Genomic DNA, 18,497 nt, shown 5'->3' with positions numbered 1-18,497 from the left:
AGGAGGCAGGAGATGAAAAGAAAAAATACCATATTTTCAAAATTATACGTAGTGCTGTGTCTGGCATTTTTTTACCTTCCGATCCTTGTGACCATGATCTTTTCCTTTAACTCATCCAAGTCCCTGACCAGATTTACAGGATTTTCCCTGCGCTGGTACGGGGAGCTGATAAACAACATGGAGATCAGTAAGGCGGTTTATGTTTCGGTCACAGTGGCAATTCTGGCAACCGTTATTTCCACAGTGCTGGGAACCATCACAGCCATCGGACTTTCAAAATCCAGAAAGGTGCTGAAGGAGATGGTCCTTACCATCAATAACTTTCCGATCCTGAACCCGGAGATCGTAACCGCAATTGGTCTGATGCTGCTGTTTTCTTCGCTGGGAATGACGAAAGGCTATCTGACCATGCTGCTGGCACATATCGCATTCTGTACGCCCTATGTGATCACCAGCGTATATCCGAAGGTACGAAGCCTGGATCCGAACCTTGCCAATGCAGCCATGGATCTTGGCGCAACGCCATATCAGGCACTTACCAAGGTTATTGTGCCTATGATCAAAGAAGGGATTTTTGCGGGAGCGCTCCTGGCATTTACTATGTCCTTTGACGATTTTGTAATTTCCTACTTTGTTTCCGGAAACGGAGTAAAAAATATTTCCATTGTTGTATATAATATGACAAAGCGTATCAATCCCACCATCAACGCTCTTTCTACCATTGTGATCGTGGTTATTGTACTGGTGCTTCTTTTTGCAAATCTGATCATGCCGAAGCTACAGGCTTCCACCGTAAAAAAAATGGATCCGAAAAAAAGAAGGATCGTTGCGGTTATCACAGCTGCTGCGGTTGTTCTGGTATTGGGAAAGTGGACGATTGTAAGCCAGGGAAACCACGTGCTTCGTGTATATAATGCCGGAGAATATATGGACCTGAGTCTTCTGGACAAATTTGAGAAGCAGTATAACTGTACTGTTGTATATGAAACCTTCGAGTCCAATGAGATGATGTACACCAAGCTGGCCAGTGGTGAAACCTACGATGTTCTGGTTCCGTCAGATTATATGATCGAAAGACTGATCAAGGAGGAATATCTTCAGGCCCTTGACTGGAAAAAGATCCCAAACAGCAAAAATCTTCTTCCCGAGGTACAGAATAAGGACTATGATCCGGGAAATCGTTATTCCTGTCCGTATTTCTGGGGAACTGTAGGAATCCTTTATAATAAGAATGTAGTCTCTCAGGAGGATCTTGACAAAGAGGGCTGGAATATTCTCTGCGATGAAAAATATAAGGGAGATCTTTATATGTATGATTCCGAAAGGGATTCCTTTATGATCGCCCTGAAAGCGCTGGGGTATTCCATGAACACAAAGAATCTTGATGAGATCCAGCAGGCTTATGAGTGGCTGATCCGGCAGAGAGATACCATGGATCCAATCTATGCAGGTGATGATGTGATCGACAACATGATCTCAGGAAACAAGGCAATGGCGGTTGTTTATTCCGGAGATGCTTCCTATATTATCAGCGAAAATCCGGAGCTTGGCTATTATACTCCGCAGCAGGGAACCAATACCTGGTATGATGCCATGGTCATCACTAAGGACTGCAATGAAGTAGATCTGGCTCATGAGTTCATCAATTTTATGCTGGATGATGAAAATGCTCTTTCCAATACCGAAGAAGTAGGATATACTTCTACTGTAAAGAGTGCATTCGAGGAGATGAAGAACGGAACTTATGAGGGAATTTCTTCCTATATTCCGCAGATCGACAATCCAAAGAATGAGATCTTCGGATACCAGAAGCCAAAGATCAAACAGAAATTCGCAGAGCTTTGGACAAAGGTAAAAGCAAAATAACAAGACGTCAGAGAGAGACATGAAGGAGGTTCTATGAAATCAAAAAAAGCAGCAGCGATCATGTTATGTGCGATACTTGGAACATCTATGATAACAGGTGTCAGTGTCAGTGCAAAGGATAAGGATGAACTGGTACTTTATACATGGGACGGAATGTTTCCGCAGGAAGTGCTGGATGATTTTGAAAAAGAAACAGGGACCAAGGTGGTATATTCCAACTTTGATACCGATGAGACCATGCTTGAGAAGCTTTCCCAGGCAAAGGGCGGCGATTACGATGTGGTAATTGCAGATGATTACATTATCGACAGCGCGGTAAAAGAGGGACTTGTTCAGAAGATCGACAAGGATACCGTTTCCAATTTTAAGAACATCAACCCCCTTTATCAGGGACAGTTTTATGATCCGGATGACGAATATACAGTACCTTACGGAGCAGGAATCCCACTGATCGTTTATGATCCGGAGCAGGTAGATATCGACATTAAAGGATACAAGGATCTCTGGGATAAGTCTCTGGAGGACAGCATTGCCATCGTAGGTAATTACCGCGTGATCTGTGGCATCACACAGCTTTCCATGGGAGAGAGCATGAACGAAGAAGATGTATCCGTGATCGACAAGACCGGTGAGAAGCTGAAAGAGCTGGCACCGAACATTCGCATGATCCAGGATGACAATACACAGAATGCACTTCTCAACGGAGAGGCAAGTGTGGCATTTCTTTATACATCACAGGTAACACAGGCACTGAAGGATAATCCGGATCTTAAGGTGGTTTATCCGGAGGAAGGTCTTGGATTTGGTATTATGGGAATGTTTGTGCCGAGTGAAGCACCGAATGCGAAGGCTGCCAATGAATTTATCAATTATATCCTGGAGCCGGAAGTATCTGCACAGTGCATCAACTATATCGGATACTACAATACAAACAAGGCAGCAGATGATCTGGTAGACGAGAGCCTGGTTGTTCCGGACAGTGTGACAAAGGGTGAGATCGTACAGAATGTAAGCCAGGAAGCAGAGCAGGAATACAATAAGATCTGGACAGAGTTTAAAGCTGCCTGCGATTGAGCAGACGGACCAGTAAGGGGGTTTTTCAGTTGGAGATATACAAAGGTACATCCGCTTTTTCCGGAATAGCCATTGGAAAAATACTGTATTACCACAGAGGCGAATATCAGATCCGTCAGTCCATGGTAGACAATGTAAAAAAGGAACTGGATCGTCTGGATAATGCAAGAACAGCGGTAAAGAACCAGATCCAGCATATGTATAAAAACGGAGCACCCCTCCCAAAAGAGCAGGAGCTGACCCTGAAACGGCAGCTGAAGCTCTTAAGTGGCGGCAGCTTCCAGCGGGCCGTGGAAAGCATGATCACGACAGAAAAGGTCAGTGCAGCTTACGCAGTCCAGATAACCAGGGATGAGCTTGCCAATGTGTTCCGCAAGCTGGAGGACGAGGCTGTCAAAGAACAGATCGAAAATATCAGGGAGATCTCCGAGCTGCTGATCGGCGCCATGGGTGGCTCCCATGCACGGATCAATCTGGGAGATGAGCCGGTGATCCTTGCAGCAGAGCAGCTTTCCCCCAATGAACTTCTGGAGATGAACAAAGCCAGTCTTCTGGCGGTAGTCATGCATCAGGGGTCTGTTATTTCCCATGTATCGATCATGGCAAAATCCATGGAAGTCCCCACCCTGGTCGAGGTGGAGATAGAGAAAGAATGGGATGGCCATATGGCTATTGTAGATGGGTATACAGGAACACTGTATATCGATCCGGAGCCGGAGCTTCTTAAGGAATATGAGATCCGTCATGCAGCAGATAAGGAAGAACGGGAAGAACTTTTGAGACTTCGGAACCAGAAGGATATCACAGTCGATGGCAAGGAGATCAAGCTTCTGGCAAACATCGGAAATCTGGACGATCTGAATACGGTTCTTTATTACGGAGCGGCAGGTATCGGCCTTCTCCGAAGTGAATTCCAGTATCTCGGAAGAGAGAATTATCCAAGAGAGAATGAGCTGTTCCGTGCCTATAAAAAAGTAGCCGAGGGTATGGATGAACGTCCGGCAGTGATCCGTACCGTGGACTTGGGGGCAGACCGTCAGGCAGAATATATGGCAATTCCTGATGAGGTCAATCCTATGATGGGAAACCGTGGCATCCGCCTCTGCCTTGATCGCAAAAAAATGTTCAAAGCGCAGCTTCGGGCTATTTACCGTGCAAGTGCCTATGGAAATATCAACCTGATGTATCCGATGATCACGTCCGAGGATGAGCTGGATGAGATCGAGAAGCTGATCCGGGAGGTAAAAAAGGGTCTGGATGAGAAGAACATTCCTTACAAAAACATCCGTACCGGAATTATGATCGAGACACCGGCAGCGGTCATGATCAGTGAAGAACTTGGAAAACGTGTAGATTTTCTGAGCCTTGGAACCAATGACCTGACCCAGTATACTCTGGCCATGGACAGGCAGAATCTTCTTTTGAAGGATAAATACAACGATCATCATCCGGCGCTTGTAAAGATGATCCGCATGGTAACAGAGGCAGGACATAAGTCAGGATGTGAAGTTTACATATGCGGAGAGCTGGCAGCAGATTCCAATCTTACCGAAGCTTTTATCCAGATGGGAGTGGACGGCCTTTCCGTTGTTCCCGCCTGTGTACTTCCTGTGCGAAAAGCAATCCGCAGCTCCTATGCGGATGAGGCAAACCGGCCGGCGGAAGCAGTAAAAGAGAAATAATATCCGAAAAAACAAAAATCCTGAGAATTTCTATGTTGATATCTGTTGATATCTCACATAGGATCCTCAGGATTTTTTTGACGGAATCTTCCACTCACGGCTTATTGCTGTTCTCAATTGAAGCAGTGCGTGGAAACATATCTGTTCCGGTTAAAGTTATCGAAGTCCAAGCACCTGCGCGGTTTCCGAAATAAACTCCGGTGTGGTACCACAGCATCCGCCGATCACGGAGGCACCGTTGTCCACAAGCACCTTCATATAACCTGCAAAATCAGCAGGCGTCATGCTGTAAACTGCATTTCCAAGATCATCGATCTGGGGCATTCCCGCATTGGGTTTGGCGATGACAGGAATGGAAACGTTCTCTTTGATATTGCGGATAACCGATACCAGCTGATCCGGGCCAACCGAGCAGTTGATGCCGACAGCGTCTGCACCTGCAGCTTCCAGGGACATGGCAGCCTCTATGGCATTTCCGCCGCTGAAGATACTTCCGTCTGCTTCTACAGTCACGGTACAGATGATAGGAAGCTCGCAGACACTCTGGCAGGCGTCTACAGCAGCCAGTGTCTCCTCGATGTTGATCATGGTTTCCGCTACGATCAGGTCCACACCTGCGTCACGGAGATAGCCGATCTGTTCCTGATAGACTTCGAAGGCTTTTTCGTAAGTCATGTCACCGGCCGGTGCCATCATCTTGCCGGTGGTGGTGATATCACCTGCTACTAAAACACCCTCCGGTGCAATCTCCTTTGAATAGCCGGCCAGGGTATGATTGATCTGTTCGATCTGATCCTCCAGCCCGTGCATAGTGAGGTTAATACGGTTTCCGCCGAAGGTAGGCGCATAGATGATATGGCTTCCCGCCTCGATGTATGCCTTCTGCAGGGACTGGATCACATCCTTGTGCTCAAGCACCCAGCTCTCTGTGCAGACACCACGTGGCATGCCGGCCTTCATCAGGTTGGAGCCGGTAGCACCATCCAGCAGCAGGACATGATCTTCGGTCAATTTCTGAAATTCCTGTTTTGTCATATGTTTATATCCTCCTTATGGCAGCCAATCACGGTTGGCAAAAAATAAGGCTCCTCCTGTAACCGCTGCACTCATTGCCGTGGGTTTATTTTAACACAGGGAATAAAAATAATCTATCCTGTTTCTGAGTCGGAAAATAAAAATTAGGCAAATTGTACATATTTGGCGGCTTTTCTGTCGAATAAAGAACTTGCGTATTAAGAAATGAGATTGTATAATAATCTGTAGACATGCCCAAGGGGCAAGACTGTCATCAGATAGAACATAAAGGTAAAGGTGAAAAGGAATTATGATTAAAGTTAAACTGAGCAACTGGAAGTCTGATCACCAGATGGATGAGGCTTATAAAGCTCTGCGAACAAATATCCAGTTCTGCGGAGCAGATAAGAAAGTGATCGCACTTACCAGCTGTACTCCTAATGAGGGAAAGAGCAGTGTGGCATTTAATCTTGCTGCCTCTCTTGCTGAGAGCGGCAAATCTGTGCTTCTGATCGATGCCGATCTGCGTAAATCCGTTTTGATGGGACGTGTGACAGTAGACCAGGAGGTTATGGGACTTGCCCATTATCTTTCCAAGCAGGCCAAACTTTCCGACGTGATCTGTGCCACTACACTTCCGAAGTTCCATATTATCTTCTCCGGTATCGTACCTCCGAACCCGGCAGAGCTTCTCGGAAACAGACTTTTCAAGGATATGATCCGTGTGGTAAGAGATGTTTATGATTATGTTATTGTAGATACACCGCCGCTTGGACTGATCATCGACAGTGCTATCATAGCAGATTCCTGTGACGGATCTGTAATCGTCGTTGAATCCGGTACCATCAGTTATCGTTTTGTACAGGAAGTAAGAGATCAGCTTGCCAAGAGCAACTGTCCGATCCTGGGAACTATCCTGAACAAGGTGGACTACAGCAAGGCCGGCAATTACGGTCACTATGGCAAGTATGGTAAATACGGCAAGTACGGCAAGTATGGTTCCTACGGAGATTATGGTGAGAGCAGCAGTAAATAAAAAGACATTGACAACAGAAATGAGTGGGTTATTTTAATGAAGGGACTTTATGATATTCATTGTCATATCCTCCCCGGGGTGGATGACGGTGCAAGAAACATGGAAGAATCACTCTGGATGCTCAATAAGGAGTATCAGGAGGGCGTACGTCATGTGATCCTGACACCACATTTCCGGTATGATATGTTTGAGCCGCATATGAACATTGTGACAAGACAGTTCATGCAGCTGCGCAGAGCAGCCATGAATATTGGTGATGAAGGCATGAGGCTTTATCTGGGCTGTGAACTCCATTCCAGTATGGATATGGTGGAATGCCTTAAGAAGGGACGGCGGCTTACCCTTGCAGGTTCCAGATATGTGCTTGTGGAATTCAGCAACGGAGATGAGAAAAATTATATTGAAGAACGGGTCAGAAGTCTTCTGATGAATGGTTTTATCCCGATCATCGCTCATGTGGAACGTTATAAGGCTACCCGGAACGATATCGGATTCCTGACAGAGCTGAAGGATATGGGAGCACATATCCAGGTCAACGCAGATACCATCAGCGGTCAGGACGGATTCGGGGCAAAAACCTTCGCACGGAAAGTCATGAAGCATGGGCTTCTGGATTTTGTCGGTTCCGACGGACACCGTAAGACGGAGCGTATCCCGGAGATCGGCAAATGTGTCGCCAAAATGGAAAAAACAATGGGGAGCGAATATGTAAAGAAGATCTTTATCAAAAATCCCCGGAAAATCACAGGGTAATGGAGAAAAGAAATGGAAAATCAGACTGTTAACAACAACGACGAAGTAGAGATCGATCTTGGTGAGGTATTTCACCTGTTACTGAGCAAGCTGGGTGTTATCATTTTATCCGGTATTGTTTTCTGCCTGGCAGCTGTTATGGGAACCATGCTTCTGATCACACCGAAGTATGAATCCACAACCAAGATCGTGGTACTGTCCAAGCAGGACAGCAGCACACTGACCAATCAGGATATCCAGACGAGTACATCACTGACAAAGGACTATGCGGAGCTGATCAAGAGCCGTACAGTTACCGAGGGTGTGATCGCACAGCTGAACCTGGATATGACACATGAGAAGCTCCTTAAGAAGCTTTCCGTAGATACACCAACCGATACACGAGTAGTATCCATCACAGTTACAGATACCGATCCTTATACAGCGGCAGAGATCGCAAACGCAGTAAGAGATATTGCTTCCAAGCATATCCAGCAGGTTATGGATATCAAGGCAGTAAATGTGGTAGAGACAGCAAACATTCCGGATGAGCCGTCAAGCCCAAGCGTACCGAAAAACGGTGTGATCGGCGGACTTCTGGGTATCCTTCTGGCAGCAGCCGTTGTGATCATCGTATATCTGACAAACGATACCGTAAAGACACCGGAAGACGTAGAGAAATATCTTGGATTAAGTGTACTTGGTACGATTCCGTACTCTTCCAAAATGGGCAAGAAATCCAAAAAGAAAAAGAAACGTCACGCATAAAAATAACAACAACGGATCAAAGTGTTGGGAAAGGCCGGGAGCAGCAAAAATATGAAGAAATTTTTTGTGTTTTTATTAGTGGTCATCTGCCTTGGTATGGGAGCCGGTGTAGTATACATGAAGAGCTCTGAGGATAATGAAGGACCGAAGATCACATTTGAAGAGGGAAAAGATACAAATTATATATCCGATATGACAGAAGAAGATCTTCTGAAGGGTGTAAAGGCACAGGATGACAGGGACGGAGATGTTACAGATTCTCTTACCGTAGAAACCATATATCCGAAGAACGACGGAAAACAGGTTTCCGTTATCTTTGTTGCAAAAGACAAAAACAACAATGTAACAAAAAAAGAATTTACCATGGAGGCTCAGGACGGCAGCGCCGAAAATCCGCAGCTGGGACTGATCGATAATGATGGACTCCCAGAGGACGGAGATTCCACAGACACCACAGAGCCGGTAGAAGAGACAGATATGCAGGATGGGACAGAGGCAGACAGCACAGATGCTGAAAGCGGAGATTCCACAGAAGGAGAACTGACCCCGGAGGAACAGGCGCAGAAGACACAGGAAGACAAGATCGAGCAGCTCTCTCCGCAGGATCCAAAGATGTATCTGACTACCTATTACGTAGAGGTACCAGTAGGAACTACGTTGGATAAATTAAGCTACGTAAAGGATATCCAGGATGATACAGACTCAACCAGTGATCTTTTCAAAAAAATCCAGATCACCGGTGATGTAAATACAGCCGCACCGGGAACTTACGAGCTTACATATTATGTAGTCGACAACAGTGGAAACAGCTCCAACGGAGCCGTACTGACTGTTGTTGTAAAATAGTGCATGATACCCCTCCTTGGTCTTCAAAATACCGGGGGGGGGGTAAAATAAACACAGTATAACATACTGTAAGCGAGGGAAGGCGTATAAAAGGATATGTATCAAAAAGAAAACAGTAGCTGGGTAAAACATGCGGATTTTGCGATCTGCGATATGCTGTGTCTGCAGCTTGCGTTTGTACTTGCATACTGGATCCGAAACGGGATCGATCAGCCATACGAGACTGAGCTGTACCGAAATGTGGCAGTGGTGATGTTTCTTATCCAGCTGATGGTCACATTTTTTAATGAGAGCTTCAGCGGAGTTCTGCGAAGAGGAATGCTGGTGGAACTGAAGAAAACCTTTGAACAGTGTACACTGGTCTGCCTTCTGGTTCTGGCATATATGTTTCTTTTAAGAATTGGAAACAATTATTCCAGAATGATCCTGCTGATCACCTATGTGCTTTATACCTGCTTCAGCTATTGCGGCAGACAGGCACTGAAGAAATTCCTGAAGGATCGCAGATACGAAGAAAGCGAGAAACGATCTCTGCTGATCGTTACAGTCAGTGAAGATGCAGACAATGTGGTGGAAACCATCCGCAAGAATAATTACGGAACCTATCATCTGGCAGGAATTGTTTTTATGGATTGTGACAGGAAGGGAGCATCCGTCTGTGGAGTTCCGGTAGTAGCCGGGAAGGAGGATATGATCTCCTATATCCATAAGAACTGGATTGACGAAGTATTTTTTGCAGTACCTAAGCAAATTCCGATCCCGGAGCAGATGATCAAGGATTGTTCTGCAATGGGAGTTGTCATCCATATGAGACTGGCAACCATGAAATCCCTTGGCAAGAACCAGGTGGTGGAGGAGCTTGGTGGATATACCGTGCTTTCCAGCAGTATCCACATTGTAACGCCGCGCCAGATGTTTGTTAAGAGAGCCATGGATATAGCAGGCGGTCTGGTAGGCTGTCTTTTTACAGGAATCGCAGCGATCTTTCTGGTTCCGGCCATCAAGATCAAATCTCCGGGTCCTGCATTTTTTTCACAGGTCCGCATGGGAAAGAACGGTCGTCCGTTCAAGATCTATAAATTCCGCTCCATGTATATGGATGCAGAAGAACGCAAAAAAGAACTAATGAAACAGAATAACGTAAAAGACGGAATGATGTTCAAAATGGATGATGATCCACGAATCATCAAAGGAGTAGGACATTTTATCCGAAAGACATCCCTGGATGAATTTCCGCAGTTCTGGAATATTCTGAAAGGAGATATGAGCCTTGTAGGAACCAGACCGCCGACAATGGATGAGTGGGAGAAGTATGAGCTTCACCATCGCAAACGTCTGGCCATCAAGCCGGGACTTACCGGTATGTGGCAGGTAAGCGGCCGAAGTGATATCACGGATTTCGAGGAAGTCGTAGAGCTTGATACGAAGTATATTGCCGAATGGTGTCTGAAGCTGGACATTGAGATCCTGGTTAAGACAGTTATGGTCGTTTTCCGCGGAAGCGGCGCGAAATGATCAATACATATTGAGATTGAATATAATGACCCGGACTGCGGAGGTGCAGTCCGGGGATAAAAATAAATTAGATAAGTTATAAATATAAAAGAGGAAGTTAAAAATGCAGATTTTATTGATCATGCTGATCGTAGTACTTCTCGCGTTCTTGGTCCTGCTTCTGGCACTGGCAAAACAAAGTCCCAGAGAAAAGCAGACAGAAGACAAAGAGCAGGAAGAATACATCAGGGATTATGCAGAAACAGTAAGACAGACCGGAGGAAGTATGAAGAAGTTAGAACATTGGAAAGTAATTGCGATATATCTGATCATCTATGACGTGATAGCTGTTAATTTTTCTTATTTTATGGCGCTGCTGGTGAGATTCGATTTTCGGTATTCCTTGATCCCCACAGATTATTTTGCTGCATGGAGGAGTTTTGCACCAATCTATACCATTATCATTCTGGCAGTGTTCGGATGCATGCATCTGTATAACAGTGTATGGCGTTTCGCAAGCTTCCATGAGCTGATCAAGATCACGGTAGCAACTGTGATCACAGGCGTTCTGCATATTGCGGGTATCACGATCTTCTGGGAACGGATGCCCGCCTCCTATTATCTGATCGGTATCATGCTGCAGTTTTTCCTGACTGTAGGCGTACGTTTCTCCTATCGTTTTGTACTTCTTGAGCGGAACCGCAGAGAAAAGAGTGAGCGTGAGGAGCGGAGCAAAAACGTGATGATCATCGGTGCAGGAGAAGCGGGAAGAACCATTGTCCGGGAGCTTCAGAATGCAAAGGAAACCAATTCCAGAGTACGCTGCCTGATCGATGACAATCCGAATAAATGGGGAAGATACATGGAAGGAGTTCCGGTGGTAGGCGGAAGAGACGATATTTTTCTCAATGTGGACAAGTATCATATCAATCAGATCCTTCTTGCAATCCCGACGGCAACACCGCATCAGAAGCGGGATATCCTGAACATCTGCAAGGAAACCGGGTGCGAGCTGAAGCAGCTTCCGGGTGTATATCAGCTTGTAAACGGAGAAGTATCCTTGAGCAAGATGAAAAAAGTAGCAGTGGAGGATCTTCTCGGACGAGACACCATCAAAGTCAACATGTCAGAAATCTTTCAGTATCTGAAGGGCAAAAGGATCCTGGTAACAGGAGGCGGCGGCTCCATCGGAAGCGAGCTCTGCCGTCAGATCGCAGGTCATGAGCCGGAGCTTCTGGTGATCTTCGATATTTATGAAAATAATGCTTACGACATTGAACAGGAGCTGAAGGCCAGTTATCCGAACCTGAACCTGAAGGTACTGATCGGCTCCGTCCGTGACAGCAAAAGGATCAACTGGGTATTTGAAACCTACAAGCCGGAAATCGTATATCATGCAGCCGCACATAAGCACGTGCCGCTGATGGAGAACAGCCCCTGTGAGGCGATCAAGAACAATGTGGTAGGAACCTATAAGACTGCGTATGCGGCAATGATGAACGGCTGTCAGCGATTTGTGCTGATCAGTACCGACAAGGCCGTAAACCCGACAAACATCATGGGCGCCAGCAAACGACTCTGCGAAATGGTAGTCCAGAGCATGAACATGGTCAGCCACAACGGACACACCGACTGGCTGCCACGACTTGGCGGACACAGAAAGGATACCCTGGATGCACTTCACGATAACGAAGGCCAGGCATATGTAAGTGAGAACCCTGCACCGGAAGCAGGAACCGGCACAGAATTCGTAGCTGTACGATTCGGAAACGTTCTCGGCAGCAACGGAAGCGTGATCCCGCTGTTCAAGCGCCAGATTGAAAAAGGCGGTCCTGTCACTGTCACACATCCGGACATCATCCGTTACTTTATGACCATCCCGGAGGCCGTAAGCCTTGTCCTCCAGGCAGGAACCTACGCCAAAGGCGGCGAGATCTTCGTCCTGGACATGGGCGCCCCGGTAAAGATCGACACCCTTGCCCGAAACCTGATCAAGCTTTCCGGCTACACACCGGATGTAGACATTAAAGTCACCTACACCGGTCTCCGCCCGGGCGAAAAGCTCTACGAAGAAAAGCTGATGGCCGAGGAAGGCATGGAGAAAACTCCAAACGACCTCATCCACATCGGCAAACCCATCGAAATGGACGTACAGGAATTCTTCAAACAGCTGGAAGTCCTGGCAGCATACGGCTCCGCCAACAGCGAAAAGATCCGAGACATTGTAGCCGCGATCGTACCGACCTATCACTCTGCGGATTCCGACCTGAAGCTGCATAAGAAGGTGTATGAGGAGCTGATGAGTGAGGCGGCTGTGGCTGCGGAGAAGAATTGATAACTGATCAATAATTTACATATAAGAAAACGAAGGAGTGTTGAAAAAATGAAAATCCCATTTTCACCGCCAGATATTACAGAGGCAGAAATCGAACAGGTAGCAGAAGCTTTAAGATCTGGATGGATCACCACAGGACCGAAAACAAAAGAACTGGAAAGAGAAGTAGCGGATCTGTGTGGTACCAGCCGTGCAGTCTGCCTGAATTCACAGACAGCATGTGCGGAAATGACATTACGTCTTCTGGGAATTGGTGAAGGAGATGAAGTGATCACATGTGCTTACACCTATACTGCAAGTGCATCTGTGGTGTGCCATGTCAGTGCAAAACTTGTTTTGATTGATACACAGAAAGATTCTCTGGAAATGGATTATAGCAAGCTGGCAGAAGCTATTACAGAAAAAACAAAAGTGATCATTCCGGTGGATCTTGGCGGAGTGCCATGCGACTATGACAGGATTTTCTCTATCGTAGAAGAGAAAAAGAAGCTTTTCCATCCAGACAATAAGCTTCAGGAAGCAATCGGAAGAGTCATTGTAATGGCAGATGCGGCACATGCATTTGGTGCGACCTGGCATGGAAAACCAGTGGGCAGCATTGCGGATTTTTCAAACTTCAGCTTCCATGCAGTGAAAAACTTTACAACAGCGGAAGGCGGCGCTGTGGCATGGAGAGATATCGAAGGAATTGATAATGAAGAAATCTATCATCAATATCAGCTGTTATCACTTCATGGTCAGTCAAAGGATGCCCTTGCCAAAACGCAGCTTGGAGCATGGGAGTATGACATTATCGGACCTTGGTTTAAATGTAATATGACCGATGTAGTTGCCGGAATCGGACTGGCGCAGATGAAACGGTATAAAGCTTTGCTTGCAAGAAGAAAAGAAATCATCAGCAGATATGATGCAGCATTTAAACCACTTGGCATCGAAGTACTGGATCATTACAACGAAGAGCATCAGTCCTCCGGACACCTGTACATCACCAGGATCCCGGGGATCGCTCTGGAGCAGAGACACGAGATTATCGTCAAAATGGCAGAAAAAGGTGTTGCCTGCAACGTACATTACAAACCACTGCCAATGATGACTGCTTATAAAAATATGGGATTTGACATTAAGGATTACCCGAATGCTTATAAGCGATTTGAAAATGAGATTACATTGCCGCTGCATACAAGACTCAAAGATGAAGAAGTGAAATATGTGATTGAACAGTATTGCAAAATTGTAGGGGAGCATTTATAAAAATAGATTGAGATGGGAGATTGTTATGTTACGAGAATGGGATAAACTGCCAAAGAGTATGCGGACAGAAGCTGTCCGTCCATATTATGAAAGACTGAAAAAGAAAAAAGTAAGCCTGGCATTAAAAAGAATTTTTGATGTGATTGCATCCTCTATTATGCTTGTAATACTTTCTCCCCTGCTGCTCATCATTTCAATTCTGATTGTGACAGATTCAAAAGGTGGAGTATTTTACCGTCAGGAGAGAGTTACCCAGTATGGAAAGAAATTCAAGATATTTAAATTCCGGACAATGGTAGCAAATGCGGATAAAATCGGAACGCAGGTAACGGTATCAAATGATAATAGAATCACAAAAATTGGTGCTATGATTCGGAAATATCGTATTGATGAGATACCACAGCTGCTTAATATTCTGGCCGGTGATATGTCACTGGTAGGTACCCGCCCGGAAAGTGTGCATTATGTAAAACATTATACTCCGGAAATGATGGCAACATTGCTTCTACCAGCAGGTGTGACATCAGAGACGAGCATCCTTTATAAAGATGAGGCAGAACTGTTGGATAAGGCAGATGATGTAGATAAAGTTTACATAGAAAAAATCCTTCCAGAGAAGATGAAATATAATCTGGAAAGTATTAAGAAATTCAGTTTTATCCGGGAAATAGAAACAATGATTAAAACTGTTATAGCGGTGGTTAGGTAGGAGAATATGGAAAAAGGATTAGTGTCAGTTATTACGCCAACATATAATTGTGCGAAATTTATAGGGGAAACAATTGAATCTGTTCAGGCACAAACTTATCAGCAATGGGAAATGATTATTGTTGATGATTGCTCGACAGACAATACAAAAGAAATTGTCGATAAATATATAAAAGAAGATAGTAGAATAAAATATTTTTGTTTGAAAAATAATTCTGGAGCTGCCGTTGCAAGAACTAAGGCAATGGAATTGGCAAATGGGGAATATATGGCTTTTTTGGATTCTGATGATATTTGGACAGAAGAAAAATTGAAAAAGCAATTAGCATTTATGAAAAAGCATGATGTTGCATTTTCTTGTACAGCGTATGAACAAATTGATGAAAATGGGAAATTATTAAATAAAATTATAAAGACAGTACCAAAGGCTGATTATAATCGAGTGCTTTTAGATTGTCCGGTAGGAAATTCTACGGTTATGTACAACGTAGAAAAGATGGGGAAATTTGAAGTACCTAATATTAGAAAACGAAACGATGATGCTTTGTGGCTTCGAATGTTAAAAAAAGAAAAGTACATTTATGGTATGAAATCGGTGCTTATGAAATATCGAATAAGACAGAATTCTATTTCAAGTAATAAATTCAAAGTGATTAAATATCATTGGATTTTATATAGAAATATAGAACATCTTAGTATAGTTAGAAGTATTTTTCATATTGCATATTGGTGTGTGATTAAATTGTTAAAAATTAAGTAAGGAAGTAAATATGAAAATATCAGTATTAGTTCCTACGTTAGGAAAAAGAGAAAAGGAAATTAGACGATTATTAGAAACATTGGAAAAACAGTCATATAAAGACTTTGAAATTATATTTGTAACGCAGGATAATCATGAAATTGTAAAAGATATAATTTGTAAATATGGTAATTTGGATATAAAGCAAATTGAAATGAGTGTAAAAGGACTATCACGAGCTAGAAATAGAGGATTAGAGCAGGCATCAGGCGAGATAGTAGTATTATCCGATGATGATTGTTGGTATCCTACAAATGCATTTGAAATTATTGTAAATGCGTTTGAAAAAAGACAAAGTGCGATAATTGTATTATCACAGATTTTTGATCCAGAAAAAAATATTTCATATAAAAATTATACTTCCAACGAAGAGTATGTAAGAAACAAATTACAGCTCATGTCAAAATCGTCTATTGAAGTTGCATTCAAGAAAGATTTAGTGATGAATAAAAAATTTGATGAACGTTTAGGTTTGGGAGGCGAATTTGTATGTGGAGAAGAAGTGGATTTCCTTTTAAGTAATTATGAAAAAAATGCAATTTTTTATATACCAGAGGTAACGGTTTATCATAAAAAGAAAGAAAATGGTAGTAGTAACAAACAAATTATTGCTAAAGGGGCAGTTTATGGAAAGAATTTTAATATATTTATTTGCTTATTAGTTTTACTTAGAGATTTGGTGCTAAAAAAAGAAAAGAATTTTAAATACTTTTTTGAGGGATATAATGAATATTTTAAAAGAACAAATTAAACTGTCAGTAGCTTATCCTGGATGGCGCTCGGCAATAAAAAAATTAAGATTAAATAAAAATAAAAAGATTTTTTTATTTGGAACGCCTATGCATGGCAACTTGGGAGATCATGCAATCGCAATTCAAGAACAATATTTTTTTGAAGATTTTTTTTCAGATTATGACTATTTTGAAATATTGATGCCTATGTATCATACACAAAAAGAAATAATAAAAAATACAGTAACGCCTGAAGATTTAGTTGTAATTTCGGGTGGTGGATGGATGGGAAATTTATGGATACATAATGAATGTGTTATACGTGAAATTGTGCAAAACTATCCAAATAATAAGATTATTATTCTTCCACAAACAGTATATTATACTTCAGATGAACTGGGAGAGAAGGAATACAGAATAACAAATGAAATATTAAAAAGACATAGTAATTTACATATATTTGTAAGAGAAAGAAAGTCTTACAATTTTATAAAACAAAAATTTGAATTTACAGGAAACTCAAATATATATTTAGTGCCAGATATGGTTTTGTATGGAAAAAATATAATAACAAGGGAAAAATGTACTGGATATGAGAAAGTGATAAATGTATGTATTCGAGAGGATTGCGAATCTGAGCAAGAAAATATTGATGATTTTTATGAAAAAATAAAACAAAATTATAATATTAGAAAAGTTAGTACTGTTATAAAATCGCCAGTTGTTTTAAGAAAGCGAATAAGTGAGTTGCAAAAGTCGTGGGAAACTTTTGAAAATGCGGAAGTTACTATAACAGATCGTTTACATGCAATGCTGTTTTCTGTATTAAATGGGACTCCATGCATTGTTTTAAATAATAAAACAGGTAAAGTTTTTGGAGTGGCAGATTGGCTTGACGATACAAATATGATTGTAAGAGCTAATTCTTTAAGTGAAGTGCTTGAGAAATTAGAAAGAACAACTATATGGGAACATAAAAAATATAATAGAGAAAAATTGCTAAACTATTTTGAAAAAATGGCAGACGTAATACGAAAGGATTAAATATGAAAATTAAAAGATTGTTAGTTATCAATGTACCAATTAAGAATTGTAATCTTAAATGTGAATATTGTTATATTTCAGCGTTGAAAGAAAATGAAAAAGGAGCAGCTAAATTTTTATATACTCCAGAGCATGTTGGCAAATGTCTTTCAAAAGAAAGGTTAGGAGGTACTTGTATTATAAATCTAACGGGAGGAGGGGAAACACTTATTCCAAAAGAAATGCCGCAATATATTTATCAATTATTATTACAAGGGCATTTTTTAGAGGTTGTAACAAATGGAACATTGACAAGTCGATTTGATGAAATTGCTGAGTTTCCAAGAAATTTGTTAGAGCATTTGGAATTCAAATTCTCTTTCCACTATGCTGAGTTAAAGAAAAAAGGATGGCTAGATAGATACTTTTCAAATGTGAAAAAGATGTGGGAAAAGGGATGTTCGTTTACTGTTGAGTTAATGCCATATGATGGATTGATTGATGATATTGATGAAATTATAAATCTTTGTAAATTAGAACTAGGAGCAGCATGTCAAATTACAGTAGGACGAAATGATTTGACGGAGAAAAAAGATCTTTTGACATCTATGTCAAGAAAAGAGTATGAGTCTGTTTGGAGAAAATTTGATTCTACAATGTTTGATTTCAAATTGGATATTTTTCAGAAAAAAATAGATAATTTTTGTTATGCGGGAGTTTGGACTTTGTATGTTGATTTGGGAACAGGGGCATCTAAGCCATGTTATGGACAGCTTAGTAATCAAAATATATTTAACAATCCTGAACAACCAATAATCTTTAATCCAGTGGGAAAACATTGCAGGCAGCCATATTGTTATAATGGTCATGCATTTTTAACCTTGGGAGTAATTCCAGAATTAGAAACACCAACATACGCTGACATTCGTAACAGAGTATGTGAAGATGGTAGAGAATGGTTATCGAAAGAAGTTAAAGATGCATTTTCACAAAAATTAGCTGATAACAATGAAGTATGGGATGAAGAGAAAAAGAATAGTTATGAAAGAAAGTATCCGTTTATATTTTTCAAAACGGCATTGTATGACTGGAAAGAAATATATAATAAAGTTATAAGAAAACACAAGAAGTAAGGTGC

The 18,497-nt window shown here is 42.5% G+C and carries 16 protein-coding genes; 15 read left to right on the top strand and 1 reads right to left on the bottom strand.

The genetic code is table 11. The annotated features are described in order from the left end of the window. The first annotated feature begins 12 nt into the window (after window positions 1–12). From EYS05_RS01050 to ptsP, 3 genes are read left to right on the top strand one after another with little or no spacing between them, the layout of a single operon-like run. The gene (locus EYS05_RS01050; protein ID WP_022426291.1) at window positions 13–1,866 is read left to right on the top strand and encodes an extracellular solute-binding protein; all 1,854 of its coding nucleotides are present in this window, start codon (window positions 13–15) and stop codon (window positions 1,864–1,866) included. A gap of 33 nt (window positions 1,867–1,899) precedes the next feature. Continuing rightward, entirely contained in the window at window positions 1,900–2,940 is a 1,041-nt protein-coding gene (locus EYS05_RS01045) for a polyamine ABC transporter substrate-binding protein (protein WP_138276392.1), read from the top strand. A 29-nt stretch (window positions 2,941–2,969) separates the two neighbouring features. Beyond that, window positions 2,970–4,622, top strand: a complete 1,653-nt coding sequence (ptsP, locus tag EYS05_RS01040) for a phosphoenolpyruvate--protein phosphotransferase (protein ID WP_138276391.1) — start codon at window positions 2,970–2,972, stop codon at window positions 4,620–4,622. Window positions 4,623–4,778: 156 nt separating this feature from the next. On the opposite strand, the gene EYS05_RS01035 is transcribed toward ptsP, so the two are convergent. After that, a complete protein-coding gene (locus EYS05_RS01035; RefSeq protein ID WP_118608193.1) occupies window positions 4,779–5,657 on the bottom strand; it encodes a homocysteine S-methyltransferase family protein in 879 nt (292 codons plus the stop codon). Window positions 5,658–5,946: 289 nt separating this feature from the next. Here EYS05_RS01035 and EYS05_RS01030 point away from each other — a divergent pair, with 289 nt between their 5' ends. The 12 genes from EYS05_RS01030 to EYS05_RS00975 all read left to right on the top strand — a co-directional run bounded on the left by EYS05_RS01030 (window position 5,947) and on the right by EYS05_RS00975 (window position 18,492). Then, on the top strand, window positions 5,947–6,672 hold the full coding sequence (locus tag EYS05_RS01030; RefSeq protein WP_015525686.1) for a polysaccharide biosynthesis tyrosine autokinase: 726 nt from the start codon (window positions 5,947–5,949) through the stop codon (window positions 6,670–6,672). A gap of 36 nt (window positions 6,673–6,708) precedes the next feature. Further along, a complete protein-coding gene (locus EYS05_RS01025) occupies window positions 6,709–7,425 on the top strand; it encodes a CpsB/CapC family capsule biosynthesis tyrosine phosphatase (protein WP_015525687.1) in 717 nt (238 codons plus the stop codon). Between the two features lie 12 nt (window positions 7,426–7,437). Beyond that, window positions 7,438–8,172: a YveK family protein gene (locus EYS05_RS01020; RefSeq protein ID WP_118608194.1), complete on the top strand. Its 735-nt coding sequence runs from the start codon at window positions 7,438–7,440 to the stop codon at window positions 8,170–8,172. A 51-nt stretch (window positions 8,173–8,223) separates the two neighbouring features. After that, window positions 8,224–9,018: an immunoglobulin-like domain-containing protein gene (locus tag EYS05_RS01015; RefSeq protein ID WP_138276390.1), complete on the top strand. Its 795-nt coding sequence runs from the start codon at window positions 8,224–8,226 to the stop codon at window positions 9,016–9,018. A 96-nt stretch (window positions 9,019–9,114) separates the two neighbouring features. Further along, window positions 9,115–10,533 carry a sugar transferase gene (locus EYS05_RS01010; protein ID WP_138276389.1) on the top strand — a complete coding sequence of 473 codons (1,419 nt, stop codon included), beginning with the start codon at window positions 9,115–9,117 and terminating at the stop codon, window positions 10,531–10,533. Window positions 10,534–10,798: 265 nt separating this feature from the next. Continuing rightward, window positions 10,799–12,847, top strand: coding sequence for a polysaccharide biosynthesis protein (locus EYS05_RS01005; protein WP_174235857.1), 2,049 nt, complete (start codon window positions 10,799–10,801; stop codon window positions 12,845–12,847). 48 nt (window positions 12,848–12,895) lie between these two features. Then, complete coding sequence (locus EYS05_RS01000) at window positions 12,896–14,098, top strand: DegT/DnrJ/EryC1/StrS family aminotransferase (RefSeq protein WP_138276388.1); 1,203 nt, start codon at window positions 12,896–12,898, stop codon at window positions 14,096–14,098. Window positions 14,099–14,123: 25 nt separating this feature from the next. Then, the gene (locus EYS05_RS00995; protein WP_138276387.1) at window positions 14,124–14,807 is read left to right on the top strand and encodes a sugar transferase; all 684 of its coding nucleotides are present in this window, start codon (window positions 14,124–14,126) and stop codon (window positions 14,805–14,807) included. Between the two features lie 6 nt (window positions 14,808–14,813). Beyond that, complete coding sequence (locus EYS05_RS00990) at window positions 14,814–15,566, top strand: glycosyltransferase family 2 protein (RefSeq protein ID WP_138276386.1); 753 nt, start codon at window positions 14,814–14,816, stop codon at window positions 15,564–15,566. Window positions 15,567–15,576: 10 nt separating this feature from the next. Continuing rightward, window positions 15,577–16,356 carry a glycosyltransferase family 2 protein gene (locus EYS05_RS00985; RefSeq protein ID WP_138276385.1) on the top strand — a complete coding sequence of 260 codons (780 nt, stop codon included), beginning with the start codon at window positions 15,577–15,579 and terminating at the stop codon, window positions 16,354–16,356. Beyond that, entirely contained in the window at window positions 16,331–17,380 is a 1,050-nt protein-coding gene (locus EYS05_RS00980; protein WP_138276384.1) for a polysaccharide pyruvyl transferase family protein, read from the top strand. The genes EYS05_RS00985 and EYS05_RS00980 overlap by 26 nt, the downstream gene beginning before the upstream one ends. Window positions 17,381–17,382: 2 nt before the next feature. After that, complete coding sequence (locus EYS05_RS00975; protein WP_138276383.1) at window positions 17,383–18,492, top strand: radical SAM protein; 1,110 nt, start codon at window positions 17,383–17,385, stop codon at window positions 18,490–18,492. The last annotated feature ends 5 nt before the right edge of the window (window positions 18,493–18,497 follow it).

It is taken from the genome of Blautia sp. SC05B48, assembly GCF_005848555.1.
Classification (GTDB): Bacteria; Bacillota; Clostridia; order Lachnospirales; family Lachnospiraceae; genus Blautia_A.
Note: the sequence above shows the minus strand (reverse complement) of the source record. Positions and strands in the feature narration are given on the sequence as shown.